Origin of the sequence: Rhizobium brockwellii, assembly GCF_000769405.2 — a bacterium.
In the GTDB taxonomy this organism is placed as follows: Bacteria; Pseudomonadota; Alphaproteobacteria; order Rhizobiales; family Rhizobiaceae; genus Rhizobium; species Rhizobium brockwellii.
Map to the genome: position 1 here is coordinate 4,438,481 of NZ_CP053439.1, position 25,443 is coordinate 4,463,923.

General features: G+C 58.5%; 27 protein-coding genes. 14 read left to right on the forward strand and 13 right to left on the reverse strand.

Translation table 11 applies throughout. The features are described from left to right. Position 1: 1 nt before the first annotated feature. Positions 2-1,042, forward strand: a complete 1,041-nt coding sequence (gene holA, locus RLCC275e_RS21680) for a DNA polymerase III subunit delta (protein ID WP_033182027.1) — start codon at positions 2-4, stop codon at positions 1,040-1,042. Positions 1,043-1,222: 180 nt separating this feature from the next. On the opposite strand, the gene RLCC275e_RS21685 is transcribed toward holA, so the two are convergent. The 9 genes from RLCC275e_RS21685 to RLCC275e_RS21725 all read right to left on the reverse strand — a co-directional run bounded on the left by RLCC275e_RS21685 (position 1,223) and on the right by RLCC275e_RS21725 (position 10,372). Further along, complete coding sequence (locus RLCC275e_RS21685; RefSeq protein ID WP_033182028.1) at positions 1,223-2,104, reverse strand: ParB/RepB/Spo0J family partition protein; 882 nt, start codon at positions 2,102-2,104, stop codon at positions 1,223-1,225. A 30-nt stretch (positions 2,105-2,134) separates the two neighbouring features. Further along, a complete protein-coding gene (locus tag RLCC275e_RS21690) occupies positions 2,135-2,929 on the reverse strand; it encodes a ParA family protein (RefSeq protein ID WP_011654065.1) in 795 nt (264 codons plus the stop codon). A 19-nt stretch (positions 2,930-2,948) separates the two neighbouring features. Next, a complete protein-coding gene (rsmG, locus tag RLCC275e_RS21695) occupies positions 2,949-3,566 on the reverse strand; it encodes a 16S rRNA (guanine(527)-N(7))-methyltransferase RsmG (protein ID WP_033182029.1) in 618 nt (205 codons plus the stop codon). Between the two features lie 25 nt (positions 3,567-3,591). After that, the gene (gene mnmG, locus RLCC275e_RS21700; protein WP_033182030.1) at positions 3,592-5,469 is read right to left on the reverse strand and encodes a tRNA uridine-5-carboxymethylaminomethyl(34) synthesis enzyme MnmG; all 1,878 of its coding nucleotides are present in this window, start codon (positions 5,467-5,469) and stop codon (positions 3,592-3,594) included. Positions 5,470-5,544: 75 nt separating this feature from the next. Continuing rightward, entirely contained in the window at positions 5,545-6,858 is a 1,314-nt protein-coding gene (gene mnmE, locus RLCC275e_RS21705; protein WP_033182031.1) for a tRNA uridine-5-carboxymethylaminomethyl(34) synthesis GTPase MnmE, read from the reverse strand. Between the two features lie 110 nt (positions 6,859-6,968). Further along, positions 6,969-8,234 carry a transcription termination factor Rho gene (gene rho / locus RLCC275e_RS21710; protein WP_012759538.1) on the reverse strand — a complete coding sequence of 422 codons (1,266 nt, stop codon included), beginning with the start codon at positions 8,232-8,234 and terminating at the stop codon, positions 6,969-6,971. Between the two features lie 197 nt (positions 8,235-8,431). Then, a complete protein-coding gene (gene hemJ / locus RLCC275e_RS21715) occupies positions 8,432-8,968 on the reverse strand; it encodes a protoporphyrinogen oxidase HemJ (RefSeq protein WP_029874613.1) in 537 nt (178 codons plus the stop codon). 2 nt (positions 8,969-8,970) lie between these two features. After that, positions 8,971-10,002: a uroporphyrinogen decarboxylase gene (gene hemE, locus RLCC275e_RS21720; protein WP_033182032.1), complete on the reverse strand. Its 1,032-nt coding sequence runs from the start codon at positions 10,000-10,002 to the stop codon at positions 8,971-8,973. A 73-nt stretch (positions 10,003-10,075) separates the two neighbouring features. Beyond that, entirely contained in the window at positions 10,076-10,372 is a 297-nt protein-coding gene (locus RLCC275e_RS21725; protein ID WP_165418933.1) for a hypothetical protein, read from the reverse strand. Between the two features lie 31 nt (positions 10,373-10,403). Here RLCC275e_RS21725 and RLCC275e_RS21730 point away from each other — a divergent pair, with 31 nt between their 5' ends. The 5 genes from RLCC275e_RS21730 to dnaQ are packed head-to-tail and all read left to right on the forward strand — an operon-like array spanning position 10,404 to position 14,034. After that, a complete protein-coding gene (locus RLCC275e_RS21730) occupies positions 10,404-11,225 on the forward strand; it encodes a pyruvate, water dikinase regulatory protein (RefSeq protein WP_011649834.1) in 822 nt (273 codons plus the stop codon). 33 nt (positions 11,226-11,258) lie between these two features. Beyond that, complete coding sequence (locus tag RLCC275e_RS21735) at positions 11,259-11,858, forward strand: Maf-like protein (RefSeq protein WP_033182033.1); 600 nt, start codon at positions 11,259-11,261, stop codon at positions 11,856-11,858. Further along, positions 11,851-12,708 (forward strand): shikimate dehydrogenase, encoded by an 858-nt coding sequence (locus RLCC275e_RS21740; RefSeq protein ID WP_033182034.1) that lies wholly within the window; start codon positions 11,851-11,853, stop codon positions 12,706-12,708. Before RLCC275e_RS21735 ends, RLCC275e_RS21740 begins: the two co-directional genes overlap by 8 nt. Further along, the gene (coaE, locus tag RLCC275e_RS21745) at positions 12,708-13,319 is read left to right on the forward strand and encodes a dephospho-CoA kinase (RefSeq protein ID WP_033182035.1); all 612 of its coding nucleotides are present in this window, start codon (positions 12,708-12,710) and stop codon (positions 13,317-13,319) included. The genes RLCC275e_RS21740 and coaE overlap by 1 nt, the downstream gene beginning before the upstream one ends. Next, positions 13,312-14,034 carry a DNA polymerase III subunit epsilon gene (gene dnaQ / locus RLCC275e_RS21750; RefSeq protein ID WP_033182036.1) on the forward strand — a complete coding sequence of 241 codons (723 nt, stop codon included), beginning with the start codon at positions 13,312-13,314 and terminating at the stop codon, positions 14,032-14,034. Before coaE ends, dnaQ begins: the two co-directional genes overlap by 8 nt. A gap of 67 nt (positions 14,035-14,101) precedes the next feature. On the opposite strand, the gene secB is transcribed toward dnaQ, so the two are convergent. Then, the gene (secB, locus tag RLCC275e_RS21755; RefSeq protein WP_012759545.1) at positions 14,102-14,584 is read right to left on the reverse strand and encodes a protein-export chaperone SecB; all 483 of its coding nucleotides are present in this window, start codon (positions 14,582-14,584) and stop codon (positions 14,102-14,104) included. A 100-nt stretch (positions 14,585-14,684) separates the two neighbouring features. Beyond that, positions 14,685-15,191, reverse strand: coding sequence for an FxsA family protein (locus tag RLCC275e_RS21760; protein WP_033182131.1), 507 nt, complete (start codon positions 15,189-15,191; stop codon positions 14,685-14,687). A gap of 132 nt (positions 15,192-15,323) precedes the next feature. Here RLCC275e_RS21760 and RLCC275e_RS21765 point away from each other — a divergent pair, with 132 nt between their 5' ends. The 5 genes from RLCC275e_RS21765 (at position 15,324) to gyrB (ending at position 20,650) form a co-directional block, all read left to right on the forward strand. After that, positions 15,324-16,028 (forward strand): Tim44/TimA family putative adaptor protein, encoded by a 705-nt coding sequence (locus RLCC275e_RS21765; RefSeq protein ID WP_033182037.1) that lies wholly within the window; start codon positions 15,324-15,326, stop codon positions 16,026-16,028. Next, positions 16,021-17,139: a murein transglycosylase A gene (mltA, locus tag RLCC275e_RS21770; protein WP_033182038.1), complete on the forward strand. Its 1,119-nt coding sequence runs from the start codon at positions 16,021-16,023 to the stop codon at positions 17,137-17,139. The genes RLCC275e_RS21765 and mltA overlap by 8 nt, the downstream gene beginning before the upstream one ends. Next, a complete protein-coding gene (locus RLCC275e_RS21775) occupies positions 17,139-17,705 on the forward strand; it encodes a Smr/MutS family protein (RefSeq protein WP_012759549.1) in 567 nt (188 codons plus the stop codon). The genes mltA and RLCC275e_RS21775 overlap by 1 nt, the downstream gene beginning before the upstream one ends. Further along, positions 17,702-18,079 carry a helix-turn-helix domain-containing protein gene (locus RLCC275e_RS21780; protein ID WP_003544097.1) on the forward strand — a complete coding sequence of 126 codons (378 nt, stop codon included), beginning with the start codon at positions 17,702-17,704 and terminating at the stop codon, positions 18,077-18,079. Before RLCC275e_RS21775 ends, RLCC275e_RS21780 begins: the two co-directional genes overlap by 4 nt. 135 nt (positions 18,080-18,214) lie before the next feature. Then, positions 18,215-20,650, forward strand: coding sequence for a DNA topoisomerase (ATP-hydrolyzing) subunit B (gene gyrB, locus RLCC275e_RS21785; RefSeq protein ID WP_033182132.1), 2,436 nt, complete (start codon positions 18,215-18,217; stop codon positions 20,648-20,650). Between the two features lie 86 nt (positions 20,651-20,736). On the opposite strand, the gene RLCC275e_RS21790 is transcribed toward gyrB, so the two are convergent. Then, the gene (locus RLCC275e_RS21790; RefSeq protein ID WP_033182039.1) at positions 20,737-21,336 is read right to left on the reverse strand and encodes a nitroreductase family protein; all 600 of its coding nucleotides are present in this window, start codon (positions 21,334-21,336) and stop codon (positions 20,737-20,739) included. A gap of 46 nt (positions 21,337-21,382) precedes the next feature. Then, entirely contained in the window at positions 21,383-21,667 is a 285-nt protein-coding gene (locus tag RLCC275e_RS21795) for a DUF2218 domain-containing protein (protein WP_033182040.1), read from the reverse strand. Positions 21,668-21,890: 223 nt separating this feature from the next. Here RLCC275e_RS21795 and RLCC275e_RS21800 point away from each other — a divergent pair, with 223 nt between their 5' ends. The 3 genes from RLCC275e_RS21800 (at position 21,891) to RLCC275e_RS21810 (ending at position 25,318) form a co-directional block, all read left to right on the forward strand. After that, positions 21,891-22,850, forward strand: coding sequence for a glutathione S-transferase family protein (locus RLCC275e_RS21800; RefSeq protein WP_082229791.1), 960 nt, complete (start codon positions 21,891-21,893; stop codon positions 22,848-22,850). A gap of 143 nt (positions 22,851-22,993) precedes the next feature. Beyond that, positions 22,994-23,836: a fumarylacetoacetate hydrolase family protein gene (locus tag RLCC275e_RS21805; protein WP_033182042.1), complete on the forward strand. Its 843-nt coding sequence runs from the start codon at positions 22,994-22,996 to the stop codon at positions 23,834-23,836. Between the two features lie 204 nt (positions 23,837-24,040). Beyond that, positions 24,041-25,318, forward strand: a complete 1,278-nt coding sequence (locus RLCC275e_RS21810; RefSeq protein ID WP_033182133.1) for a polyhydroxyalkanoate depolymerase — start codon at positions 24,041-24,043, stop codon at positions 25,316-25,318. Positions 25,319-25,443 lie beyond the last annotated feature (125 nt).

Here is a 25,443-nt window from a genome sequence, read left to right on the forward strand (position 1 = left end):
TGTGGCAGAGATAAAATCCCACGAATTCGAGAATTTTCTGCAAGAATCGGCGCGGAACTATCGGATTTTCGTCATCTACGGGCCTGATCGCGGCCTTGTTTCCGAACGGGCAAGCCTGCTCGCCGGTAAGAGCGGTGTTGCTCTCGATGATCCCTTCTCGCTGACGAAACTCGATATCGGCGACCTGCAGAAAGACCCGGGTCGGTTGGTCGACGAGGTCCAATCCATCGGGCTGTTCGGCGGTGAGAAGCTGATCTGGATCCGCGGCGCCGCCAACGAGAAATACCTCGTTGATTCCCTGGCGCTGCTGGCCGAAAAACCACTCGAAGCCGCCTATCTGATCGTCGAGGCCGGCGACCTGAAGAAGGGTTCTCTGCTGCGCAAGACCGCGGAGGCCGCACGATCTGTCATGACGATCCCCTCCTACGCCGATGACAGCCGCGCCCTGAATGCCTTGATCGATACCGAGCTCGGTGCAGAGAAGCTCGGCATTACACCGGCCGCGCGCCATGCGCTGATGGCTTTGATCGGCGGCGATCGGATCGCTTCCCGCAACGAAGTGCGCAAGCTTGCTCTTTACTGCCGCGGCTTCGATACGGTCGAAGAACATCACGTTACCGAAATAATTGGTGACGCCAGCGCCATCTCGGTTGACGACGCCGTCGATGCCATCCTCGGCGGCGATCTCAACGCCTTTCTGCACGCCATGCAAAAAATCAGCAGCTCGAAAACCGCGATCTTTCTCGTTCTGCAAGCATGCCTGAAGCAATTCCAGCTTCTGGATTCGATGCGCGCCGAAATGGACGAAAAGCGGCTGCAGCCGCCTCAGATCATGCAGACCATGGGGCGGCATTTGCATTTCCGCCGCAAGCCGATTATCGAACAGGCGTTACGTCAATGGACCGCGGAAAGCATCGCCCGTGAATCCAATCGGCTGCAGGCCGCTATTCTGCAAAGCAGACGACGGCAGGTTCTGGAAGACAGCGTTGCAATGCAAACGCTTCTGTCTACCACCCTTCAATCTGGCCGGAAATCCGCCTGATCAGCGCATCGGCCCAATCAGAATCGATTTCGAAAGCACGATGCGTTGTTTCAAGGAAATAGCGCGTCCTACCGCGCTCTAGAGAAATTCCAGCAAAAGTGCGGAGCGGTTTTGCGTCGGGAATTGCGTGAAAACAAAGAGATAGAGCATTTCCGTGATTCGGAGAAAAACGGAAACGCTCTAGCGCCTCTCAAGCAAACGGCAGATTTCCTCGAGCTGCTCTAATGACTTATAGGAAATTTTGATCTGGCCGCCGCTTGCCTTGTGATTGATCGCAACATCAAGGCCGAGTGCATCGGAAAGTGTCCGTTCCAGCGCCAGCGTGTCAGAATCTTTCTGATCTCGCCGCAACGTCGTTTGCGGCGGCTCCGATTGGGCCTTGATATTGTTTTGCGCCAGCTTTTCCGCATCACGCACCGACATGCCCTTGGCAACGATCGTGCGGGCAAGACTTGCCGGATCAGATGTCGAAACCAGTGCGCGTGCGTGCCCAGCTGATAGGCTGCCGGCGGCAAGCAGATCGCGAACCGGATCAGGCAATTTCAACAGACGCAACGAATTGGCAACATGGCTGCGGCTTTTGCCGATGATTTCGCCGAGGTCGTTCTGGGTGTAGCCGTATTCCGCGATAAGCTGCTCGTACCCCAAGGCCTCTTCGAGGGCATTGAGATCCGCGCGCTGCACGTTTTCGACAATAGCGATTTCCAGCGCCGTCTTATCATCCACATCACGGATAATGACGGCAATCTCGATCAGCCCGGCAAGCTGAGCTGCGCGCCAACGTCGTTCGCCGGCGATGATCTCATATCGATCCCGCGACATCGTCCGCACAACAATCGGCTGAACGATACCATGTTGACGAATGGAGCTTGCGAGATCGTGCAGCTCCGAGTCATCGAAGAACCGACGAGGATTGCGAGGATTGCGGCTGACGAACTCTATCGGGATCATTCTGTCGGCGCTGATAGTCCGCTCAGCTTCCACCGGGACAGGCTGATCCATTTCACCAATCAGCGCCGCGAGACCACGACCCAATCGCCTCTTTGATACATCGTCATTCATGATCTACACTCACCTACTCCTAAAATGATATCACGCGGCCAGTCTTTGGCGTTCTCGCTGGATCACCTCGGAGGCCAGCTGCAGATAGGCCTGACTGCCCGCGCACTTCAAGTCATAAAGAATAGCCGGCTTACCGTAGGACGGAGCCTCGGAAACCCGGACGTTGCGCGGAATTAACGTGTGGTAAACCTTGTCCCCGAGATGAGTACGCACGTCATTAACAACCTGCTGGGCAAGATTGTTGCGCGCATCGAACATCGTCAAGACGATACCTTGAATATCCAGACGCGGGTTAACTGTCCGCCGAACCTGGCTGACGGTCTCAAGCAACTGGCTCAATCCCTCCAGCGCAAAGAATTCACATTGCAGCGGCACCAGGACCGAATGCGCTGCCGCCATGGCATTCATCGTCAGCAGATTGAACGACGGCGGGCAATCCAGAAGAATATAAGAAAACGCCATCGCCTCGGGCGAAGATAGCGCTTTCCGCAATTTGAACACCCGATCGCTCTGCTGCGAGATTTCCATCTCGATGCCAAGAAGATCCATCGTTGATGGGACAATAAACAGATTAGGAACTGCTGTTTCGAGAGTCACTTCGGGGATCCCACGATCACCAACCATCAGATCGTAGGAGGACAGCTTGCGATCACGACGATCGATACCGAGGCCTGTGCTGGCATTGCCCTGTGGGTCGAGATCGACGATCAAGACGCGCTCGCCGATAGCAGCAAGCGCCGTTGCCAGATTAATTGCTGTGGTCGTCTTGCCAACGCCACCCTTCTGATTTGCGATGGTGATAATCCGATGTCGTTCGCCAGCCATTGCCGCAATATCCGATCTGTTAAACCAAGCGCCGGAGATTTGATACTTCCAAAATAACAGATTCCTGCTCGACGGCGCTCTTATGTTCTAACAGATCGAATTCCCACCGACCACGTGCTTTGTTGACTTCCCTCAAGTAATCCCGGCCTTTGTGAAAAAAGCCGCGACAATTTTCCTTGCCAAGCATCCAAGGGGCTGAATACTCGATGAGCCCGTCAAGATCAGCAAGAGCGCGCGCTGAAATCGCACCACATTCGCCAATCTCCGCATAAGAATCTTCGATTCGAAGGATATGAACGCTGCCGCGCGCACTTGTCTCGCGCAACGCCGTCCGTAGAAACGCCGCCTTTTTATGGTTGCTTTCGACCAGATGGACCCATCCACCTCTCATCTCAGCCAGAAAAATCGCCGTGATAACGCCGGGAAAACCGCCTCCACTGCCGAGGTCAACCCAGCTTGCTGGTTGAGGATGGATTTGAAACACCTGGCTGCTATCGGCGATGTGCCGATGCCATAGATCATCGAGCGTCGACGGCGCCACTAGATTAATCGCTTTTGCCCACTTCTGAAACAACGCTGCAAAGTGCTGCAGCCGTTCCTGTGTTTCACGTGAAACACGCAAACCGTTCAATTCCATTCTGAAAGACTCTCAAATCTTGCAATCAAGCGCTATGACGCTCGGCAGAGGATCGGCGACGCAAATGCACAAGCAGCAATGCCACCGCTGCGGGCGTCATTCCTTCGACGATTGCAGCCTGAGCAATGTTGAACGGGCGAGCAGCGCTGAGTTTCGCCTTGATTTCATTCGAGAGACCGGACAGTGCGTCATAATTAAAGTCAAGCGGTATCTGCCGTTCCTCGTCGCGTTGCTGGTCGGCAATCGCCGCGGCTTGCCGATCTAGATAAACCGAATACCCGGCCTCAATTTCCAACGCTTCCGCGATCTTCGGTCCAATCACGCTGAGCCTCTCCGGCCAAACATGCCGGAGCGCGGCGAAATTATAATTCGGATAGGACAACAAATCATACGCCGTTCGGCGCTGGCCATCGAGATTGATATTCAAGCCAGCGCGGCGCGCCTCATTCGGCGTAACCGCTAGCGACTGCAACAGCGCCCGACTGGTTTCGATCTCCGCCTGGTAGGATGTAAATCGCTGCACTCGCGCGCCACTAACGCACCCGAGCCGCATCGCCAGCGGCGTCAAGCGCATATCGGCGTTGTCAGCCCGCAAAGTCAGCCGATACTCCGCACGCGATGTAAACATTCGATACGGCTCCGTAACGCCTCGCGAGGTGAGATCGTCGATCATGACGCCAATATAAGAATTCGTCCGGCTGAAATGGAACGGATCCGAATCGCTGCTTCGCAATGCAGCATTCAACCCGGCCGCCAATCCCTGCGCGGCCGCCTCTTCGTAGCCGGTGGTGCCATTGATCTGGCCTGCGAGAAAGAGGCCTCTCAGCCGTTTGACCTCAAGCGATGGAGTCAGCTCTCTCGGATCGACATGATCATATTCGATCGCATAGCCCGGTTGCAGTATTCTTGCCGCTTCCAGGCCGGGAATGGTTTTGATGAAGTCTGCCTGCACTTCCGACGGCAGGGAGGTGGAAATCCCGTTCGGATAAACCGTGTCATCGTCCAGTCCCTCTGGCTCAAGAAAGACCTGATGTCCATCCCGCTCTCCGAATTTCACCAGCTTGTCTTCGATCGACGGGCAATAACGAGGTCCGACCCCTTCGATCTGCCCGGAATACATTGCCGAGCGCATTATGTTGTCGACAATGATCCGGTGGGTCGCTTCAGTCGTCCTGGTGACCCCGCATTCGATCTGTGGCGTGGTAATCGTGTCTGTCATAAAGGAGAAGGGGACAAGCTCCTCGTCAGCCCCCTGTCGACCGACGGATTGCCAGTCGATCGTTTTTCCGTCCAGCCGAGCGGGGGTGCCGGTCTTCAGACGTCCCAGCCGCAGTCCCAGCCGGCCGAGGGTCGCAGACAATCCGATCGACGGCGCTTCACCAACACGCCCGGCCGGAGTCTTTTCCGACCCTATATGAATAAGACCGCGCAGAAATGTTCCAGTGGTCAAAACCACGGCCGGCGCTTTTAGGGTTCGACCATCCTTCATAATCACGCCAGCGACACAGCCATCGACAACGTCCAGATCGAACGCATCGCCTTCGATGATATCCAGGTCCGGCGTCGCTTCGATCGCCGCCAACATTGCCAGGCGATACAGCTTTCGATCGGCCTGCGTCCGCGGTCCTCGGACAGCCGCACCTTTCTTCTTGTTGAGTATCCTGAATTGAATGCCTGCAACATCGGCGACGCGACCCATCAGGCCATCCATCGCATCGATCTCCCGAACAAGATGGCCCTTGCCCAGGCCGCCAATCGCCGGATTACAGGACATGACCCCGATCGTGTCCCGCCTATGCGTAATGAGCGCGGTTTTTGCTCCAAGGCGCGCAGCTGCGCTGGCAGCCTCCGAGCCCGCATGGCCGCCGCCTATCACAATTACATCGAAAACATTATCCGTCATTCAGGGACTCCACATCCGGCAGACGTTTCACGTGAAACCACGCAGGCGTCTTGTCGCCCCAAGGTTTCACGTGAATCATTTGCCGATACAAAACTCAGAGAAGATCACGCCGAGCAACTGCTCGACATCGACTCGTCCAGTAATTCTGCCCAAATACTCAGCGGCAATTCGCATCTGCTCAGTCCGCAGTTCGAGATTCACATCTGACTGCGATATCGCCGCATCAAGCGCCGCTAAACATTTCGCAAGCGAATCCTTATGCCGTTGCCGGCTGGGGATTGCCATAGACAGACCCCCAAAACGTTTTTCGATGATGTCGCCGATCAATCGTCGCAATTCCGGCAGACCGTCACCCGTCGTTGTCGAAATCTGCAAGTCGTACCGATCCTCGGCAATGCCGATGAGATCCTTCTTTGTCCCGACAGTAACATGTGGAGAGGTCTGCTCCAAGCCGTCGGGAATCAGAGGATCCGTCATATCAACCAGCAACAGGACAAGATCGGCATCACGAAGCGCCACGCGCGCGCGCCGCACCCCTTCTATTTCGACCCTGTCTTCCGCCTCGCGAAGCCCCGCAGTGTCATAGAGCTTGATCAGGTATCCATCAATATCGAGATCAACCTGTAGGACATCGCGGGTGGTTCCGGCGATCTCTGTCACGATTGCCACGTCGCGACGCGCCAAAGTGTTCAACAGGCTCGATTTTCCAGCATTCGGAGCGCCGCCGATGACCACCTTGAAGCCGTCTCTGATAATCTCCCCGGCCGAAGCTGTCGCCAGGTGATGCTCGATATCGCTGCGAAGCTTCGCCATATCGGCCCAGACCATATCCGATACCGAGCCTGGAACATCATCCTCATCCGGGAAATCAAGCTCGGCCTCGATCAGCGCCCGGGCGCGCGTTAATCGTTCCGCCCACGAATCGTAAATTGCGGAAAGCCCGCCTGCGCTATGTTCGACTGCAAGGCGTCTCTGCATTTCAGTCTCGGCGCCGATGAGGTCGGCCAGACCCTCAACCTCGAGGAGATCAAGTTTGCCGTTCTCAAAAGCCCGGCGGGAGAACTCACCCTCGGCCGCCATCCGCACACCCGGAATATCCCCAAGTGCGTGAAACAGCGCCGCCAGCACGGCTCTGCTGCCGTGGATCTGCAACTCGGCAACATCCTCGCCGGTAAACGAATTCGGAGCAGGGAAAAATAGCACCAGGCCGCTATCGATCGGCTCATTGTTACGAGTCCGAATCGTTCGGTGAGATGCATGCCGAGCTGCCGGGACGGATCCGGCAAGCCTCACCAAAACGTCTCTGGTCAGCGGGCCGCTGATTCGAACGACCGAAACACCCGACGGCGGGCCACCGCTCGATAGCGCATATATGGTATCATTCAACATGCCATATCGCCTGGTTCATCGGGTGGAATCGAAATCGATTCCTCGCAAATAGAAAAGCTGGAGGCATCGTGACAATGCCTCCAGCTTAAAGGGGTGAATCCGGCTAAGGATTATGTGTTCATCGATTCGAAGAAGTCGGAATTGTTCTTCGTCTGCTTGAGCTTGTCGATCAGGAATTCGACCGCGTCGGTCGTGCCCATCGGAGCGAGGATGCGGCGAAGCACGAAGATCTTCTGCAGATCCTGACGCGGAACGAGAAGGTCCTCCTTGCGCGTGCCGGACTTCAGGATGTCCATGGCCGGGAAAATGCGCTTATCGGCGACCTTGCGATCGAGGACGATTTCCGAGTTGCCCGTGCCCTTGAATTCTTCGAAGATCACTTCGTCCATGCGGCTGCCGGTATCGATCAGCGCGGTCGCGATGATCGTCAAAGAGCCGCCTTCCTCAATGTTACGCGCCGCGCCGAAGAAGCGCTTCGGCCGCTGCAAAGCGTTGGCGTCCACACCGCCGGTCAGCACCTTGCCTGACGAGGGAACGACCGTGTTATAGGCACGGCCCAAGCGGGTGATCGAATCGAGCAGGATGACAACGTCGCGTCCGTGTTCGACAAGGCGCTTGGCTTTCTCGATGACCATCTCGGCCACCTGCACGTGACGGACGGCTGGTTCGTCGAAGGTCGAGGAGATAACCTCGCCGCGAACCGAGCGCTGCATGTCGGTCACTTCTTCGGGGCGTTCATCGATCAGCAGGACGATCAGATAGCACTCCGGATGGTTGGCGGTGATCGAATGCGCGATGTTCTGCAGCAACACAGTTTTACCGGTACGCGGCGGCGCGACGATCAATCCACGCTGGCCCTTGCCGAGCGGCGCCACCAGGTCGATCACACGTGGCGACAGATCCTTGGTGGTCGGAATATCGAGTTCCATCTTGAAGCGCTCGTTCGGATAGAGCGGCGTCAGATTGTCGAAATGGACCTTGTGCCGGATCTGTTCCGGATCGTCGAAATTGATGGTGTTGACCTTGAGCAGCGCGAAATAGCGCTCGCCTTCCTTCGGTCCACGGATCGGACCTTCGACGGTATCGCCGGTTTTCAGCGAGAAACGGCGGATCTGCGACGGGGAGATATAAATATCATCCGGGCCCGGCAGGTAGTTCGCATTGGGCGACCGCAGGAAGCCGAAACCGTCCTGCAGCACTTCGACGACGCCTTCGCCGATGATTTCGACATCCTGGCTGGCAAGCATCTTAAGGATCGCAAACATCAGCTCCTGCTTGCGCATCGTGCTTGCGTTCTCGACCTCGAGCGATTCGGCAAATGCCAGCAGATCCGTCGGGGATTTACTCTTAAGTTCCTGAAGCTTCATTTCAGCCATGAAGTGACCAATACTCTTTTTAATTTCAAAGGGGAAAGGCGATGTTGGGTCGTATTCGGTACCGCGAAAGGGCTCGCAGACGACTGAACTCTACACACATGCCACGTAGATGAGATGCGCGGAAAATAGCGACTCGCAATCGCTGCCGCAAGAGGGCTGCTTAAAATGAAGCAAATTTAACCTGAGGACGATTTTCCTCAGAACGGCTTCACCACGACGAGGATGACGATCAGGATCATCAGCACTGTCGGGGCCTCGTTCATGAACCGCCAATAACGCGCCGAGCGGCGATTTTCATCCCGCTCGAACGCTCCGACGGCGCGGCTGAAGAACATATGAACAGCGGTCAGCAATACAACGAGACCGATCTTGGCATGCAGCCAGCCGCCCTGGAATCCATAAACCGACCAGGCGAGATAGAGGCCGAAAATCCACGTCAACATCATCGCCGGCGTCATGATGATTCGAAGCAGCCGGCGCTCCATCACCTTGAAGGTTTCCGATTGCACCGAACCCGGCTCCGCATCAGTGTGATAGATGAACAGCCGCGGCATATAAAACAGCCCGGCCATCCACGAAATGACCGCGATGATGTGCAGCGCCTTGATCCAGAGGTAGAGATTGTCGGGGTTCCAAGCAAAAAGCCCGATCGCCATCAGCGCAAAGAAGGCCAGCGCAAAATGAGCCCGGCGCCGGGCGTAAGCGCCAGATCTGCGATCGGTCTGTTTTTCCATCGTCACGCCCCGCCTCGCACACGATCCACCAGCAGACGCACATGCTCGGGGTTGGCCTGCGGTGTAATGCCGTGACCGAGATTGAAGATCAGCGGACCATTGCCGAGATGCTGCAGAATATCGTCGATGCCGTCTTCCAGCGCCCGGCCGCCGGCAACGACGCGCATCGGATCGAGGTTGCCCTGAACAGGTCCATCCTTTTGAAGTTCCGCGGCAAAGGCCAGCGGGACAGACCAGTCGAGGCCGATTGCATCTGCGCCCGTCTTCTGGCGATAGGTTTTCAGCTGATAGCCGGCGCCCTTCGCAAAAGCGATGATACGCGCATGCGGCCGTTGTGATTTGACCGAAGCGATCATCCGCGCAACCGGCCTGATCGCAAACGCCTCGAACTCCTTCTCGCCGAGAACACCTGCCCAGGAATCGAAGATCTGCACGGCATCGGCGCCGGCATCGATCTGGGCGACGAGATAGTCGGCTGAAACGTCAGCAAGCAGCATCAGCAGATGCTCGAAAGCGCGGGGGTGCCTGTAGGCGAAGAGACGGGCAGGCGCCTGATCCGGCGTGCCGTGACCGGCGATCATGTAGGTCGCAACCGTCCATGGCGCGCCGCAGAAGCCGAGCAGCGTCGTCTCGACCGGCAACTGCTCGCGCAGCCGCCGCACCGTTTCCAGAACCGGCCTGAGATAATCGACAACCTCTTCGCCATTCAATCTGCCGATACCGGCTTCATCGATCGGATCCATCTGCGGACCGTGGCCCTCGGTGAACCGGACATTCCGCTTCATTGCATCGGGAATGACCAGGATATCGGAAAATAGAATGGCCGCATCGAAGCCATAGCGGCGGATCGGCTGCAATGTCACTTCGACGGCATGGTCAGGCGTATAGCAGAGATCGAGAAAACTCCCTGCCTTTGCCCGCGTCTCCCGATATTCCGGGAGATAACGTCCTGCCTGTCTCATCAACCAGAGGGGAGGAGGGGACAGGCTTTCGCCACCCAAAACCCTCATGATCTTTCGGCGCGTATCGCTCAAGCGCTTTTTCCCTATAAAATAACAAAGATATTTTAAAAGGTTTCTATTTCTTAGAGTCGGTGACTATCAAGGATTAAAATCCATCCACCGCCGATGCCATTTGTCGCGCGGTTGCAAAACAAAATCGGGAAGATTTGTCGATCTCGTCCAAATTTCGGGGAGAAGCCGAATCCGGAAATGATTTCAAATCCTTCCAGAGCGGCGATTTTTCTCGTAGCTGTGGACGGGCTGTGGACGAGCTTTCAAGAAGCCCAGCCCTTCCCCACCGTCCACAGGGCCAACCGAAACCGTTCGGCAAAATCCGAAATGTGGATAAAGAGGCATGTTTTCCCTTGCCGGAGACTGCCTCGCCGCCGTAGCTCTGTTTCATCCAGTGTTTTCAACAGGCAGCGGAAAATAGCGTGGAGAACAGAACGAACTTCTTTCATCTGCATCTGATTTCTGACTCAACGGGAGAGACTCTGATCTCCGCCGGGCGCGCCGCGTCGGCGCAGTTCAGATCGGCGCAGCCGATCGAACATGTCTATCCGCTGATCCGCAATCGCAAGCAGCTGCTGCCGGTTCTGCAGGCGATCGATGACGCCCCCGGCATCGTGCTTTACACCATTGTCGACCGCGAGCTTGCAAGCCTCATCGATGAGCGCTGCATCGAGATGGGTGTCGCTTCGGTGAATGTGCTGGAGCCGGTGATGAATGCCTTCCAGATCTATCTCGGCGCTCCGTCGCGCCGTCGGGTCGGAGCTCAGCATGTGATGAATGCCGGCTACTTCGCGCGCATCGAAGCGCTGAATTTCACCATGGATCACGATGACGGCCAAATGCCTGATGATTACAACGACGCCGATGTCGTGATCATCGGCATCAGCCGTACATCGAAAACACCGACCAGCATCTACCTCGCCAACCGAGGCATCAAGACGGCGAACATTCCGATCGTCTATGGCGTGCCATTGCCGGAGAGCCTCTTCGTCGCGAGCAAACCGCTGATTGTCTGCTTGATCGCCACCACCGATCGTATTTCCCAGGTGCGGGAAAATCGTGTGCTCGGGGTGACGCAGGGCTTCGATCGCGAACACTACACCGATCGCGCCGCGATTTCCGAGGAACTGAAATATGCCCGCTCGCTTTGCGCTCGTCATAACTGGCCGCTGATCGACGTTACCCGCCGCTCAATCGAGGAAACAGCCGCGGCAATCGTTGCCCTGCGGCCGAAGCTGCGCTAAGCGCTGGCGAAAAGCCGGCACTCTGAGGAACCCATGACGCCGAAACTCATCCTTGCATCGTCGAGCCCCTTTCGCCGGATGCTGATGGAAAATGCTGGTCTGTCCTTCGAGGCACATGCCGCAAGGATCGATGAACGGGCCGTCGAAGCGCCGCTGGAAAAAGCCGGCGCCAAGCCGGATGCCGTGGCCCTCGTCCTGGCCAGGGCCAAGGCCGAGGAAGTCAGCAGCCGTTTTCCGGAAAGCCTGGTCATCGGTTCGGATCAAACGATGTCGCTCGGCGACAGCGTCTTCCATAAGCCGAAGGACCTGGCCGACGCGGCTAGCCATCTTCAAGCCCTTTCGGGGGTCACCCATCGATTGAACAGCGCCGTTGCGATTGTGAGCGCCGGCGTGGTCTTATGGGAGCATCTTGCGCATGCGGAGCTGACGATGCGGCCGCTGACGGTGGAGTTCATCGCCAGACATCTGGCGCGGGTTGGCGAACGGGCGCTTTCCAGCGTCGGCGCCTATCAATTGGAGGGGGAGGGCATCCAGCTCTTCGAAAAGATCGAGGGTGATTATTTCACCATTCTCGGCTTGCCGATGCTGCCGCTCTTAAAAAAATTGCGAGAACTCGGAGCAGTCGATGGGTGATTCACGTGAAACATTGGGGCCGAGAGCGTTTGTCACCGGCTTTCCCGTCAAGCATTCGCGCTCGCCCTTGATCCACGGATATTGGCTGAAGACGCTCGGCCTGCCAGGCAGCTACCGCGCTCATGAAGTGGCACCCGAGGCTTTTGCCGATTTCATTCACTCGTTGAAGGATGGCAGTTCCGGCTTTACCGGAGGCAATGTCACCATTCCCCACAAGGAATTGGCGTTCCGGCTCGCCGACAAGCCGGACGCGCTGTCGCGCGAACTCGGCGCCTCGAACACCCTCTGGCTGGAGGATGGTGTTCTGCATGCGACGAATACCGACGGTCGTGGCTTCATCGCCAATCTTGACGAACGCCATCCGGGCTGGGACCGGCATGGCACGGCCATCGTCCTCGGCGCCGGCGGCGCCAGCCGGGCGATCATCCAGGCGGTCCGTGATCGCGGTTTCAAGGAAATCCACGTCGTCAACCGCACCGTCGATCGCGCGCGTGAACTCGCGGATCGTTTTGGCCCGCGTGTCCAGGCCCATCCGGCCGGAGCGCTTGCCGAAGTCATGAAGGGTGCTGGCCTCTTCATCAATACCACCTCGCTCGGCATGGACGGGGAGCCGGCGCCGCAACTCGATTTCTCGCCTCTTGCAGCCGATGCCGTCGTCACCGACATCGTCTATGTGCCCTTGAAGACGCCGATCCTGACGCAGGCGGAAGAGCAAGGATTTCCCATCGTCGATGGTCTGGGGATGCTCTTGCACCAGGCCGTGCCCGGATTCGAGAAATGGTTCGGCCAGCGTCCCATCGTCGACGCTGCACTGCGCGCGCTCATCATCGCGGATATGGACGCACACTGATGCTGAAGATCGGCCTCACCGGCTCCATCGGAATGGGAAAATCGACGGCGGCAAAGCTCTTCGCCGATGCAGGAATCCCGGTGAACGATTCGGATGCCGTGGTCCATGATCTCTATGCCGGCGAGGCTGCACCCCTGGTGAATGCCGCCTTCCCCGGCACGATGAAGGATGGAGCCGTCGACCGGCGTGAACTCGGCCGCCAGCTCGCTCTTGATCCTGACGGCTTCAAACGCCTGGAAGCGATCGTCCATCCGCTGGTTCGCAAACGCGAGACGGAATTTCTGAAGCGACAACGCGCCGCCGGCGCCGACATGGTATTGCTCGATATTCCATTACTTTTCGAAACCGGCGCTGCGGCTAGAGTGAACGTCATCGTCGTCGTCAGCACTGATCCACAGATTCAGCGCCAAAGGGTGCTTGCGCGCAAAGGCATGACCGAGGAAAAATTCGACATGATTCTCTCACGCCAGACGCCGGACACGGAAAAACGGCGGCGGGCCGATTATCTCGTCGACACCAGTCACAGTATCGCGGCGACGAGGAAACGGGTACTCGAGATCGTCGCCGACTTGAAAACGCGGATTGCCAAGGGAGATTTCCGGAATGCGTGAGATCATCTTCGATACGGAAACGACCGGTCTCGACAACCGCGCCGACCGCATCATCGAAATCGGCGGCATCGAACTCTTCAATCATTTCCCCACCGGCAATACGATCCATATCTTCATCAATCCCGGAGATCAGAAGGTTCATCCGGATGCGCTCGCCGTGCACGGCATCACCGATGAATTCCTGAAGGACAAGCAGCCTTTTGGGGAGGTTGCCGAACAAATCCTGACCTTCTTCGGCGATGCGAAGTGGATTGCCCATAACGCCACCTTCGATATGGGCTTCATCAACGCGGAATTAGCACGGATCGGTTTGCCGCCAATCCTGCCGGAACGGGTGCTCGATACCTTGTCGATGGCGCGGCGCAAACACCCGATGGGACCGAATTCGCTCGATGCGCTCTGCCGGCGCTACGGCATCGATAATTCGCACCGCACCAAACACGGCGCGCTGCTCGACTCCGAATTGCTCGCCGAAGTCTATATCGAGATGATCGGCGGCAGACAGGCAGCCCTCGGCCTCGGCATGGCCGGCAAGTCCAACCAGGCAGCCCGCGGTGACATGGCGATGGAAGACGACGGGGTGATTGCCGCAGTGCTCGAGCGGCCTCGGCCCCTCGCCCCGCGCCTCAGCCAAATCGAGGAGCAGGCACATGAGGCGCTCGTCGCCAAGCTCGGTGAAAAAAGCGTCTGGGCGAAATACGCCAACGTCGATTAAACTGGTCCTCAATTGAAAATGCCCGGGACCAGCCCGGGCATCCGCATTTCAGACAAGCAAGACCTGGTCAGTTCGGAACGGCCTGAACCTTGGCGCGGGCCTGTTCCTCGGCGACGCGCTGAGCGAACATCTGCGTGAAGTCGATCGGGTCGATCATCAGCGGCGGGAAACCGCCGTTGCGGGTGACGTCGGCGATGATCTGACGAGCGAAGGGGAAAAGCATGCGCGGGCACTCGATGAAAAGAACCGGCAGCATGTGTTCTTGCGGGAACCCGGCAACGCGGAAGACGCCGCCATAGGTGAGTTCGGTATGAAAAACCGTCTTGTCGCCGTCCTTGGCCTCGGCATTCAGCGACAGCACGACATCGAAATCCGTATCGGAAAGCGGGTTGGCGTTGACGTTCACATTGATGTTGATCGTCGGCGCCTTGTCGCGGGCCTGCAGCGAACGCGGCGCACCTGGATTTTCGAAGGACAGATCCTTGGTATATTGCGCAAGGATCGAAAGGGTGGGGTTGGCCGCACCGTTGCTGTTGTTATCGTCTGCCATTGGCTTTTCCTCGAGGGGCATGGGAATGGTGCCGCCATCTAACATTTCAGGGAAGGGCTTACAACCCTGGGCGCTTGGCGCGGTTGATCAGCCGCAGGCCTCAATCGCCGAGATGTTTGCCCGACCACGGCGAGTTGCGATCCGGCTCTCTATGATAGTCCTCTTCGTCGAGATCGACCACCTTCGCGTTCGGCTTGCGGTCGCGGAAATCGGGTTGCGGGCCTGAGGAAGAGCCGGCCTTGGCATTGACGACGACGAATCGGTTGGCGATCGCCCGCCAGACGAGATCGCGCACCGGCGGAATAAGAATGAGGATAGCGATGATATCCGTGAGGAAGCCGGGAATGATCAGCAGCAGCGAGGCTATGACGTTCATCGCCGGCCGCAGCAGGTCGCGGCCCGGCATCACGCCATTTCGTCCTTCGCTCGACATGCGGCGCAAAATACCGATGCCCTGCCGGCGCAGCAGAATCACGCCGAGGACGAAACCCAGCATGACAAGCGCCAGCGTCAGCCACAATCCGATAGCCCGGCCGACGACGACGAAACCGGCAATTTCGGCGAGCGGCAGCAGCAGAATGAAGGCTGGCAGGATCGAAAAACGCATGTCGGTCATGTCCCGGGCTCGCCGGTCTCCTCTTGGCGCCGGCGAAGATGCCAGCCATCATTTGAATCATCTGTATAGGCAGACTATATGGGAGTACAAATCAGAGATGTTAACGGGCGGCTGCGATACGATATGAGTTCGAACGACTTCATCACATTATTTTTCCTGGTGGCGGCTGTGCTGATTTTCTTTCAGCTCCGCTCCGTGCTCGGGCGCCGTACAGGAAATGAGAAGCCGCCGCGCGATCTCTATACGCCGCGGGATGCGGCTCCGGCCGAAGCCGCCGATGCCGGCAAGGTCGTGACACTGCCGCGGCGTGATGCGACGACGGAGGAGGAGGATCGCTTTGCTGCCATCGATGCTTTCGCGGCACCCGGAACGCCGCTCAACGAATCGCTGCGCGCGCTGAACAAGGCCGATCCCGCCTTCACCCCGAAGGAGTTTCTGAACGGCGCCCGCATGGCTTACGAGATGATCGTCATGGCCTATGCCGACGGCGACCGGAAAACGCTGAAGAACTTGCTGTCTCGCGAAGTCTATGACGGCTTCGATGCGGCGATCGGCGAGCGCGAAGCCCGGGGCGAGAAGGTGAAGTCCACTTTCGTCGGCATCGACAAGGCCGAAATCACCCATGCGGAGACGAAGGGCAGCGAAGCGCAGATCACCGTGCGCATCTCCAGCCAGCTGATATCGGCCACCTACGACAAGGCGGATGTGCTGATCGAAGGCGACGCCGAAAACGTCGCCGAGGTCAACGACGTCTGGACCTTTGCTCGCGACACTCGTTCGCGCGATCCGAACTGGAAACTCGTGGCGACCGAATCGGAACATGAGTGACCACGCATCGGACTTCGTCCTGCAGGCCATAAGCTTCGACACTTTGGAAGGCTGGAAGGATGATGATCCCTCCGGCCTTTTTGAAGTGATGCGAAGCTGCCGGCGGCAGATCACCGATGTCAAACCTTACCGCACCGGATCACTTGGCCTGAGTTCGGAAGACCTGCTTCCGCTTCTCGCCGCTGCCGAAGATTTCACGCCGTCATCTCCGGCATCGGCGCGCGCTTTTTTCGAGACGCACTGTCGGCCCTTTCTGATTCGCCGCACGGACGGCAATTCCGGCTTCGTCACCGCCTTCTACGAACCCGATATCGACGTGTCGGAGCAGCCGGACGAAATTTTCCGTTTTCCGTTCTACCGGCGTCCGGACGATCTGATTGATCTCGATGACGCCAATCGCCCCGCCGAGCTCGACAAGGCCTATGTTTTCGGCCGTCTGCATGACGACCGCGTCGCTGCCTATCCGGACCGCCGCGCCATCGATCAGGGTTTTCTCGAAGGCCGCGGCCTCGAAATCGCCTGGGCGAAGTCGAAGGTCGATGTCTTCTTCGTGCATGTGCAAGGTGCTGCCCGCCTGCGTTATGAGGATGGTCGTATCGGCCGCATCACCTATGCCGCGAAGGCCGGCCATGCTTTCTCGGCGATCGGCAAGCTACTCATCGAGCGCGGCGAGATCGATCGGGCGGAGATTTCGATGCAGGCGATCCGTGCCTGGCTGGCGCGCAATCCCGAGCGCGTCGACGAAGTATTATGGCATAACCGCTCTTATATTTTCTTCCGTGATGCACCGGTTGCCGACCCGCAGGCAGGTCCGATCGCGGCTGCCAAGGTGCCGCTTCTCGCTGGGCGAGCGCTTGCGGTCGACCGGATGATTCATACTTTCGGCTTTCCTTTTTTCATTCGCGCCGAAAGCCTCACCCATCTCGACCAGGGTCGCCCGTTCCGCCGGCTGATGCTGGCGCTCGATACCGGCTCGGCGATTATCGGGCCGGCGCGGGGTGATATCTTCACCGGCTCGGGAGACATGGCCGGGGAAAGCGCCGGCACCGTCCGCAACGAGGCCGATTTCACCATCCTCATTCCCAATGCCGCCGCCGGAAGATTCGACTGATGGCCAGGGACCGCAAGCTGAGCGCGGATGAGAGGATCCTCTGGGGGAAGGTTGCCCGCAGCACGCGGCCGATGCCCGGCAAGGCGGGGGCGTTGACCGAACTCGACGCCTTTCTTGCCGAGGCCGAGGCGGCGGCCGAACGGGAACAGGAAAAGCAGACGCCCGCCACACCCACGCCGCTGCAGGCGACAGCACCGTCAACGGCGAAGCCATCGGCCGGGGTGCATCATCCGCTGGAGAAGCCGGTCAAGCGGAAGATCGCCAAGGGCCGGCTGGCGCTCGAAGCGCGGATCGACCTGCACGGGTTGGTGCAGAGCCAGGCTCATGCCATCCTTCTCGATTTCCTGATCCGCGCCCATGAGCGCGGCATGCGCCATGTGCTGGTCATTACGGGCAAGGGCAGCTCGATGGGCAGCGAGGGCGCACTGAAGCGGGCCGTGCCTCTCTGGTTTTCGAAGCCGGAATTCCGCTACCTGATCTCCTCCTATGAGTCGGCCGCACAGCATCATGGCGGTGAGGGCGCGCTCTACATTCGCCTATCGCGGCGGCATGGGGAAAGGCCATGACACCCTTCGGAGAGGCGGTTCGCAGGCTGAGAGCGCGCAAGGGCGTCTCGCAAAAGGAGATGGCGGAAGCACTGAATGTCTCCCCCGCCTATCTCTCGGCGCTCGAACATGGAAAGCGTGGTTTGCCGACATTCGATCTGCTGCAGCGCATCGCCGGCTATTTCAACATCATCTGGGATGAGGCCGAGGAACTGTTCTTGCTCGCCCGCTCGTCCGACCCGCGCGTCGTGATTGATACCTCCGGACTGCCCCCCGAATATACCGAATTTGCCAACCGGCTGGCTCGGCGGATTCGCAACCTTGACAGCGCGGAGATAGGCCGGCTATCGGCTCTTCTTGAAAATGGCGGCAAAGGCGACGGAAAAGCGTCATAATCCCCTGTTTTATGCCTTGTTTTAGGGGCTTGCCATTGGGAAGTGGGTTCAAAAAACCTATATACGAGAGTGAAGAAAGCCGGTGATTCGCAAGGCGCGCCGCAGCTTTACGACAACAGGGAAAATCTCGACAGAATGAGCGATACATCCGCGACGGAAAACGGCGTAAGCACCGAATATGGCGCAGATTCCATCAAGGTTCTGAAGGGCCTCGATGCCGTGCGCAAACGCCCCGGCATGTATATCGGCGATACCGACGACGGCTCCGGCCTGCATCACATGGTCTATGAAGTCGTCGATAACGCGATCGACGAAGCGCTTGCCGGCCATGCTGACATCGTCACGGTGACCCTCAATTCGGATGGCTCGGTGACCGTCACCGACAATGGTCGCGGCATCCCGACGGACATCCACACCGGCGAAGGCGTGTCGGCCGCCGAAGTCATCATGACGCAGCTTCATGCCGGCGGTAAGTTCGACCAGAATTCCTACAAGGTTTCCGGTGGCCTGCACGGCGTCGGCGTCTCCGTCGTCAACGCGCTGTCCGTCTGGTTGAAGTTGAAGATCCGCCGTCACGACAAGATCCATGAAATGAGCTTCACCCATGGCGTGGCCGATGCTCCGCTGAAGGTTACGGGCGACGCGCCGAATGAAACCGGCACGGAAGTGAGCTTCATGCCGAGCACCGGCACCTTCACCATGACGGAGTTCGACTACGGCACGCTGGAGCATCGCCTTCGTGAGCTCGCCTTCCTGAATTCAGGCGTCCGCATCCTGCTGACCGACAAGCGCCATTCCGATATCAAGCAGGAAGAGCTGCGTTATGACGGTGGCCTCGAGGCTTTCGTCGCTTATCTGGACCGCGCCAAGAAGTCGCTCGTCGACAAGCCGGTTGCCATCCACGGCGAAAAGGACGGCATCACCGTCGAAGTCGCGATGTGGTGGAACGACAGCTATCATGAGAACGTGCTCTGCTTCACCAACAACATCCCTCAGCGCGACGGCGGCACGCATATGGCCGGCTTCCGCGCGGCGCTGACGCGCCAGGTCGTTTCCTATGCCGACAGTTCCGGCATCACCAAAAGGGAAAAGGTAACGCTGCAGGGCGAAGATTGCCGCGAAGGCTTGACGGCGGTTCTGTCGGTCAAAGTGCCGGATCCGAAATTCTCCTCGCAGACCAAGGATAAGCTCGTTTCCTCGGAAGTCCGTCCTGTTGTCGAAAGTCTCGTCAACGAGGCGTTGAGCACCTGGTTCGAAGAACATCCGAGCGAAGCCAAAATCCTCGTGGGTAAGGTCGTCGAGGCAGCCGCCGCACGCGAAGCGGCCCGCAAGGCACGCGAGTTGACCCGCCGCAAGGGCGCACTCGATATCGCTTCGCTGCCGGGCAAGCTTGCTGACTGCTCCGAGCGCGATCCGACAAAATCCGAAGTCTTCCTCGTCGAGGGCGATTCTGCCGGCGGTTCGGCCAAGCAGGGCCGCTCGCGCGAGAACCAGGCGATCCTGCCGCTGCGCGGCAAGATCCTGAACGTCGAACGTGCCCGTTTCGACAAGATGCTGTCGAGCCAGGAAATCGGCACATTGATCACAGCGCTCGGTACCGGCATCGGCAAGGACGAGTTCAATGTCGAAAAGCTGCGCTACCACAAGATCATCATCATGACCGACGCCGATGTCGACGGCGCCCATATCCGCACCCTGCTGCTGACCTTCTTCTTCCGCCAGATGCCGCAACTGATCGAGCGCGGTCATCTCTATATCGCCCAGCCGCCGCTCTATAAGGTCTCGCGCGGCAAGTCGGTGCAGTATCTGAAGGACGAGAAGGCGCTGGAAGAATATCTCATCAGCCAGGGCCTGGAAGATGCTTCGCTGAGGCTCGGCAGCGGCGAAGTTCGCGCCGGCCAGGATCTGCGCGAGGTCATCCTCGATGCTCTGCGTATGCGCGCGCTGCTCGACAATCTCCATTCGCGCTACAATCGTTCCGCCGTCGAACAAGCGGCCATTGCCGGCGCCCTCAATGCCGAGCTCGCCAGCGACCCGGCCAGAGCGCTGGCGCTGGCAAACGAAGTGGCTGGGCGCCTCGACATCATCGCCGAGGAAACCGAGCGCGGCTGGCGGGGCGATGTGACAACCGATGGCGGTCTGCGCCTCGAGCGCATGGTCCGCGGCGTCAAGGAACTCGTCGTGCTCGACATGGCCCTGATCGGTTCCTCGGATGCCCGTCACATCGACCAGCTGACGGCACGCCTCAAGGAAATCTATCAGACGCCGCCGTCGCTGCATCGCCGCGAAGGCGACGTCGAAATCTCCGGCCCGCGTGCCCTGCTCGACGCGATCTTCGCAAGCGGGCGCAAGGGTCTCACCATGCAGCGCTACAAGGGTCTTGGCGAGATGAATGCCGAGCAGCTCTGGGAAACGACGCTCGATCCGAACGTTCGCTCGCTGCTGCAGGTCAGGGTCAACGACGCCACTGACGCCGATGGTCTCTTCGCCCGCCTGATGGGTGACGAAGTCGAGCCGCGGCGCGAATTCATCCAGGAGAATGCGCTGAGCGTTGCAAACCTCGATATCTAATTGATATTTCAAAAATAAATGGCCCCGCTATCTTTAGGATGGCGGGGCATTCGTTTGCCCGATATCTGCTTGGCCTTTGGCTTCGCTCAATTCGCGACGAAGCGGCCGTTGAAGGCGACCTCGGAGAGCGGCTTGCGCTGGCTGGGGAATTCGCGGGCCTGATTGCGTTCGGAAAGAACGCTCTTATCGGCCAGCCGGCCGACGGCGACGCCTGCTTCGACCCGGTAGCCCTCGGGAATGGCGAAAGCCTGCCTGATCTCCTCATGCTTGATGCCGCCCATGCCATGGGCATAAAGGCCGGAGAGGCGCGCCTGGATTGCCAGATGCCCCCATGCCGCACCGGCATCGAAGGAATGGGTGTAGCTCGGCTTTTCCTCAGCCGAGCCGGCAGCCCCGGTGAAGGCGCGCGACACGACGAAGATCAGCGCCGATGCATGCTTGGCCCATTCCTGGTTGGAATCGTTGAGCAAAGCGACGAATTTCTCCCAATGCTCCGAACCCTTGAGGCCATAGACGAAGCGCCAGGGCTGGTGGTTGGCCGAGGACGGCGCCCAATGGGCGGCATCGAGCAGACTGAGCAGCTGCGCTTCCTCGATGATTTCGCCGGTGAAGGCGCGCGGCGACCAGCGGTCGAGAAACATCGAATCGATGGGATATTCCGATTCGCGACTATTGCTCTTCGTCATGCTTGTTCCATGGTTTGGGGGAGAAAATTTGGATCGGGGGCTGGGCTTAGTCCGTCCAGACGATGTCGAGTTCTTCGCGGAAGGCGAAGCGCTTCAGATGATCGTCGATGACGTGCTGCATCCTTTCCTGTTGCGAGGAATCGGCGACGGAAAGTGTCATGGTCAGCGCCGCATCGTCGGCCGCAAACGTCACCTCGGCCGTATCGCTGAACGGCACCCGGCCCTTCAGACGATCAAAATCGACGCTGAACTTGTGGCTCCAGTGTTTGCAGAGCTGCTGCAGATAGCGGCTTGCATGTTCGGTCCGTACGACGGCCTTCGAGAGATGCATTTTGAACTCCACGTCATCTTGCCTAAAGCATGTCGCGCAAAAGTGTGCAGCGGTTTTGAAAGATTGCGACGCGCTTCAGCGGAGTCATATTTCCTGCTTCACCGGCTTGGCAAGCGCAGCATCGTCGCAGTTGGGGTGTACAGACTGTCTCCATAAAAGCGGCCTCACGCCGGCGTCGAAGCAGGATAATAAACCGTTTAGTCAATCGTTCGGGGAGTTGCGCATGCTGGTGAACGGAAAATGGACGGAAGACTGGCAGCCCGTCCAGGCAAAGGACGAAAAGGGCGGCTTCGTCCGCCAGACCTCAAGTTTCCGCAATTGGGTGACCCCGGATGGCAGCGCCGGGCCGACGGGCGAAGGCGGCTTTGCAGCCAGCGCCGGCCGTTACCATCTCTATGTCGCCTATATCTGTCCCTGGGCCTCACGTACCCTGATCGGTCGCAAGCTCAAGGGCTTGGAAGACGTCATCTCGGTCTCGGTCGTCGAGCCGCTGCTGGGCAAGCAGGGCTGGCGCTTCGGCGATTATCCCGGCGCGACGGAGGATCACGTCAACGGCGTAACCTATATGCATGAAATCTATACCGGGGCAGCACCCGATTTCACCGGCCGGGCGACCGTGCCAGTGCTCTGGGACAAGCAGAAAAAGACCATCGTCAACAATGAATCCGCCGATATCTTGCGTATGCTGAACAGCGGCTTCGGCGGTCTGGCAAAAAATCCGATCGATCTTTACCCGGCGGAGAGACGCACCGAGATCGATGCTTTCAACGACCGCATCTATCCTGATCTCAACAATGGCGTCTACCGCGCCGGTTTCGCCACCACACAGGTCGCTTACGAAGAAGCCTTTGCCGATGTCTTTTCCTGCCTCGACTGGGTCGAGCAGCAGTTCGAGGGCCGGTCGTTTCTCTTCGCCGATCATCCCACCGAGAGCGATATCCGGCTTTTCGTAACGCTGGTGCGCTTCGACGTCGCCTATCACGGCATCTTCAAATGCAATCTGCGCCGGCTTTCCGACTATGCCAAGCTGCGCGCCTTCTGCCGCCGCATGCTGGATTGGCCGGGCATCGCCGAAACGGTGAACCTCGATCACATCAAGCGTGGCTACTATTCGATCGAAAGGCTCAACCCGACGAAGATCGTTCCCGTCGGCCCTGATCTGGCGGAAATTTTTAGAGCATGATGCCGAAAGATACGGACGGTTTTCGGCAGAAAATCATCCGAATCGCGGCAGAGCCGTACCGCTTCCCGGCAAAGCCGTAATGACACCGATGAATAATTCGTTCATAGGTGGTTGCAAATCCGTTTTCGATGAGGAGGAATTCCATGAAGCTGATGCGTGTTGGCGAAGCGGGCAGTGAAAAACCCGCGCTTTTCGATGCCGATGGCAAGATCCGCGATCTCTCCGGTCATGTCGCCGATATCGGCGGCGAAGCGATCACACCGGCAGGCCTTGCAAAGATAGCGGCGATCGATCCGAAGAGCCTTCCGGAAATCGCACCCGGCCGTATCGGCGCCTGCGTCGCGGGCACCGGCAAGTTCATCTGCATCGGCTTGAATTATTCGGATCATGCTGCCGAAACCGGTGCGGCCGTGCCGCCCGAGCCGATCATCTTCATGAAAGCAACATCCGCAATCGTCGGACCGAATGACAATGTCATCATTCCTCGCGGCTCGGAAAAGACCGATTGGGAAGTCGAGCTCGGCGTCGTCATCGGCAAAACTGCCAAATATGTGACGGAAGCCGAAGCGCTGGATTATGTCGCCGGTTATTGCGTCTCCAACGACGTTTCCGAGCGCGCTTTCCAGACCGAGCGGTCCGGTCAGTGGACCAAGGGCAAATCCTGCGACACCTTTGGCCCGATCGGCCCCTGGCTCGTGACCAAGGATGAAATTCCGCAACCGCAGAACCTCGGCATGTGGCTGACGGTCAACGGCCAGAAGATGCAGAACGGCTCATCGAAGACGATGGTTTACGGGGTTGCGTTCCTTGTCTCCTATCTCAGCCAGTTCATGTCGCTGCATCCCGGTGACGTGATCTCGACCGGCACGCCTCCGGGCGTTGGCATGGGCCTCAAGCCGCCGCGTTATCTCAAAGCCGGCGACGTGGTCGAACTCGGCATCGAAGGTCTCGGCACGCAGAAGCAGACCTTCGTTGCGGATCGTTAACGACGCTTCCTGCTGAGAAACTTAAGTTTTCAGGTCGATTATGATGCCGGGGATCAATTCTCCGGCATTTCTTGTGTGGGTTTGGTTCGTCAATGTTGCTGTGCAACAAAAACCTGTTAGTCTGCGCGACGTGCCCGCGTTACGAAAAGAGTCGATGCCTTTCAATCGGCGTCATCTTTTCGATAGAGAAAGGTGGCGCCTTCCGTGTTTTATCAGCTTTATGAATTGAACCATGCCGCCATGGCGCCGTTTCGTGCCGCGGCAGATATCATGCGATTTGCCTATGCCAATCCGCTGAATCCGTTCTCCCATACGCCTTTCGGCCGGACGATGGCGGCAAGTCTCGAAATGTTCGAACGCACGACGCGCCGCTATGGCAAGCCGGAATTCGGATTGAAGCAGACGACGATCGGTGAAAAGACGGTTTCCGTCCGCGAAGAGGTCGTCTGGTCGCGACCCTTCTGCAATCTTCTGCATTTCGCCCGCAGTATTCCAGCCGCCCGCGGCAATGACCCACGCATCCTGATCGTCGCGCCGATGTCCGGCCACTATGCCACGCTGCTGCGCGGCACGGTCGAGGCGCTGTTGCCGAGTGCCGATATATACATCACCGACTGGATCGACGCCCGCATGGTGCCGATGACGGAAGGCAGCTTCGATTTCGACGATTACGTCGACTACGTCATCGAGATGCTGCATTTCCTCGGTCAGGACACGCATGTCATCGCCGTCTGTCAGCCTTCCGTTCCGGTGCTGGCAGCCGCTGCCGTGATGGAAGAAGCCAGGGACCCGCTTTCGCCGGCGTCGATGACGCTGATGGGCGGCCCGATCGACACGCGCATCAACCCGACGGCGGTCAATAAGCTCGCCCAGGAGCGGTCGCTGCAGTGGTTCTCCGACAACGTCATCATGAACGTGCCCTGGCCGCAACCGGGCTTCATGCGCCCGGTCTATCCGGGATTCCTGCAGCTCTCGGGCTTCATGTCGATGAATCTTGATCGCCACCTCGTCGCGCACAAGGAATTCTTCATGCATCTCGTGAAGAACGACGGCGAGCCGGAAAGACATCGCGATTTCTACGACGAATATCTCGCTGTCATGGATCTGACCGCCGAATTCTATCTGCAGACGGTGGAGGAGGTCTTCATCAAGCATTCGCTGCCGAAGGGCGAACTGATGCATCGCGGCAAACGCGTCGACCCGGCGGCGATTCGCAACGTGGCGCTGCTGACCGTTGAAGGTGAGAATGACGATATCTCAGGGGTCGGCCAGACAAAGGCGGCGCAGACCATCTGCGTGAACATTCCCGAAGATATGCGCATGCACTATCTCCAGCCGGATGTCGGCCATTATGGTGTTTTCAATGGCTCGCGTTTCCGCCGCGAGATCGCGCCGCGCATCATCGATTTCGTCCGAAAGCATTCCCGTTCCGCCGTCAAGCCTCCGATCCGGCGTGTCATCAAGGGCGGCCGGACGGGCTGATTCAGGGATAGCTGAATTAGCAAAACGGATTCAAGGCCTTGTCCGATTTCGCGGGCAATCGTCTTGAAGGCGGTTATTGCGGTAACCACATCGATTTCAGCGTTCGGTATCCTGCCGGGCGCGGA

Excerpts from the sequence above, each read along its gene's own strand:
- RLCC275e_RS21765 (WP_033182037.1), top strand. The coding sequence starts at position 15,324 with ATGAGTTCGAACGACTTCATCACATTATTTTTCCTGGTGGCGGCTGTG.
- RLCC275e_RS21800 (WP_082229791.1), top strand. The coding sequence starts at position 21,891 with ATGCTGGTGAACGGAAAATGGACGGAAGACTGGCAGCCCGTCCAGGCA.
- hemJ (WP_029874613.1), bottom strand. The coding sequence starts at position 8,968 with ATGGAAAAACAGACCGATCGCAGATCTGGCGCTTACGCCCGGCGCCGG.
- RLCC275e_RS21725 (WP_165418933.1), bottom strand. The coding sequence starts at position 10,372 with ATGAAACAGAGCTACGGCGGCGAGGCAGTCTCCGGCAAGGGAAAACAT.
- mnmE (WP_033182031.1), bottom strand. The coding sequence starts at position 6,858 with ATGTTGAATGATACCATATATGCGCTATCGAGCGGTGGCCCGCCGTCG.
- mnmG (WP_033182030.1), bottom strand. The coding sequence starts at position 5,469 with ATGACGGATAATGTTTTCGATGTAATTGTGATAGGCGGCGGCCATGCG.
- RLCC275e_RS21760 (WP_033182131.1), bottom strand. The coding sequence starts at position 15,191 with ATGCGTTTTTCGATCCTGCCAGCCTTCATTCTGCTGCTGCCGCTCGCC.
- gyrB (WP_033182132.1), top strand. The coding sequence starts at position 18,215 with ATGAGCGATACATCCGCGACGGAAAACGGCGTAAGCACCGAATATGGC.
- RLCC275e_RS21790 (WP_033182039.1), bottom strand. The coding sequence starts at position 21,336 with ATGACGAAGAGCAATAGTCGCGAATCGGAATATCCCATCGATTCGATG.
- RLCC275e_RS21805 (WP_033182042.1), top strand. The coding sequence starts at position 22,994 with ATGAAGCTGATGCGTGTTGGCGAAGCGGGCAGTGAAAAACCCGCGCTT.
- coaE (WP_033182035.1), top strand. The coding sequence starts at position 12,708 with ATGCTGAAGATCGGCCTCACCGGCTCCATCGGAATGGGAAAATCGACG.
- mltA (WP_033182038.1), top strand. The coding sequence starts at position 16,021 with ATGAGTGACCACGCATCGGACTTCGTCCTGCAGGCCATAAGCTTCGAC.
- RLCC275e_RS21775 (WP_012759549.1), top strand. The coding sequence starts at position 17,139 with ATGGCCAGGGACCGCAAGCTGAGCGCGGATGAGAGGATCCTCTGGGGG.
- RLCC275e_RS21735 (WP_033182033.1), top strand. The coding sequence starts at position 11,259 with ATGACGCCGAAACTCATCCTTGCATCGTCGAGCCCCTTTCGCCGGATG.
- RLCC275e_RS21685 (WP_033182028.1), bottom strand. The coding sequence starts at position 2,104 with ATGAATGACGATGTATCAAAGAGGCGATTGGGTCGTGGTCTCGCGGCG.
- secB (WP_012759545.1), bottom strand. The coding sequence starts at position 14,584 with ATGGCAGACGATAACAACAGCAACGGTGCGGCCAACCCCACCCTTTCG.
- RLCC275e_RS21740 (WP_033182034.1), top strand. The coding sequence starts at position 11,851 with ATGGGTGATTCACGTGAAACATTGGGGCCGAGAGCGTTTGTCACCGGC.
- rho (WP_012759538.1), bottom strand. The coding sequence starts at position 8,234 with ATGGCTGAAATGAAGCTTCAGGAACTTAAGAGTAAATCCCCGACGGAT.
- RLCC275e_RS21795 (WP_033182040.1), bottom strand. The coding sequence starts at position 21,667 with ATGCATCTCTCGAAGGCCGTCGTACGGACCGAACATGCAAGCCGCTAT.
- RLCC275e_RS21690 (WP_011654065.1), bottom strand. The coding sequence starts at position 2,929 with ATGGCTGGCGAACGACATCGGATTATCACCATCGCAAATCAGAAGGGT.
- rsmG (WP_033182029.1), bottom strand. The coding sequence starts at position 3,566 with ATGGAATTGAACGGTTTGCGTGTTTCACGTGAAACACAGGAACGGCTG.
- dnaQ (WP_033182036.1), top strand. The coding sequence starts at position 13,312 with ATGCGTGAGATCATCTTCGATACGGAAACGACCGGTCTCGACAACCGC.
- RLCC275e_RS21780 (WP_003544097.1), top strand. The coding sequence starts at position 17,702 with ATGACACCCTTCGGAGAGGCGGTTCGCAGGCTGAGAGCGCGCAAGGGC.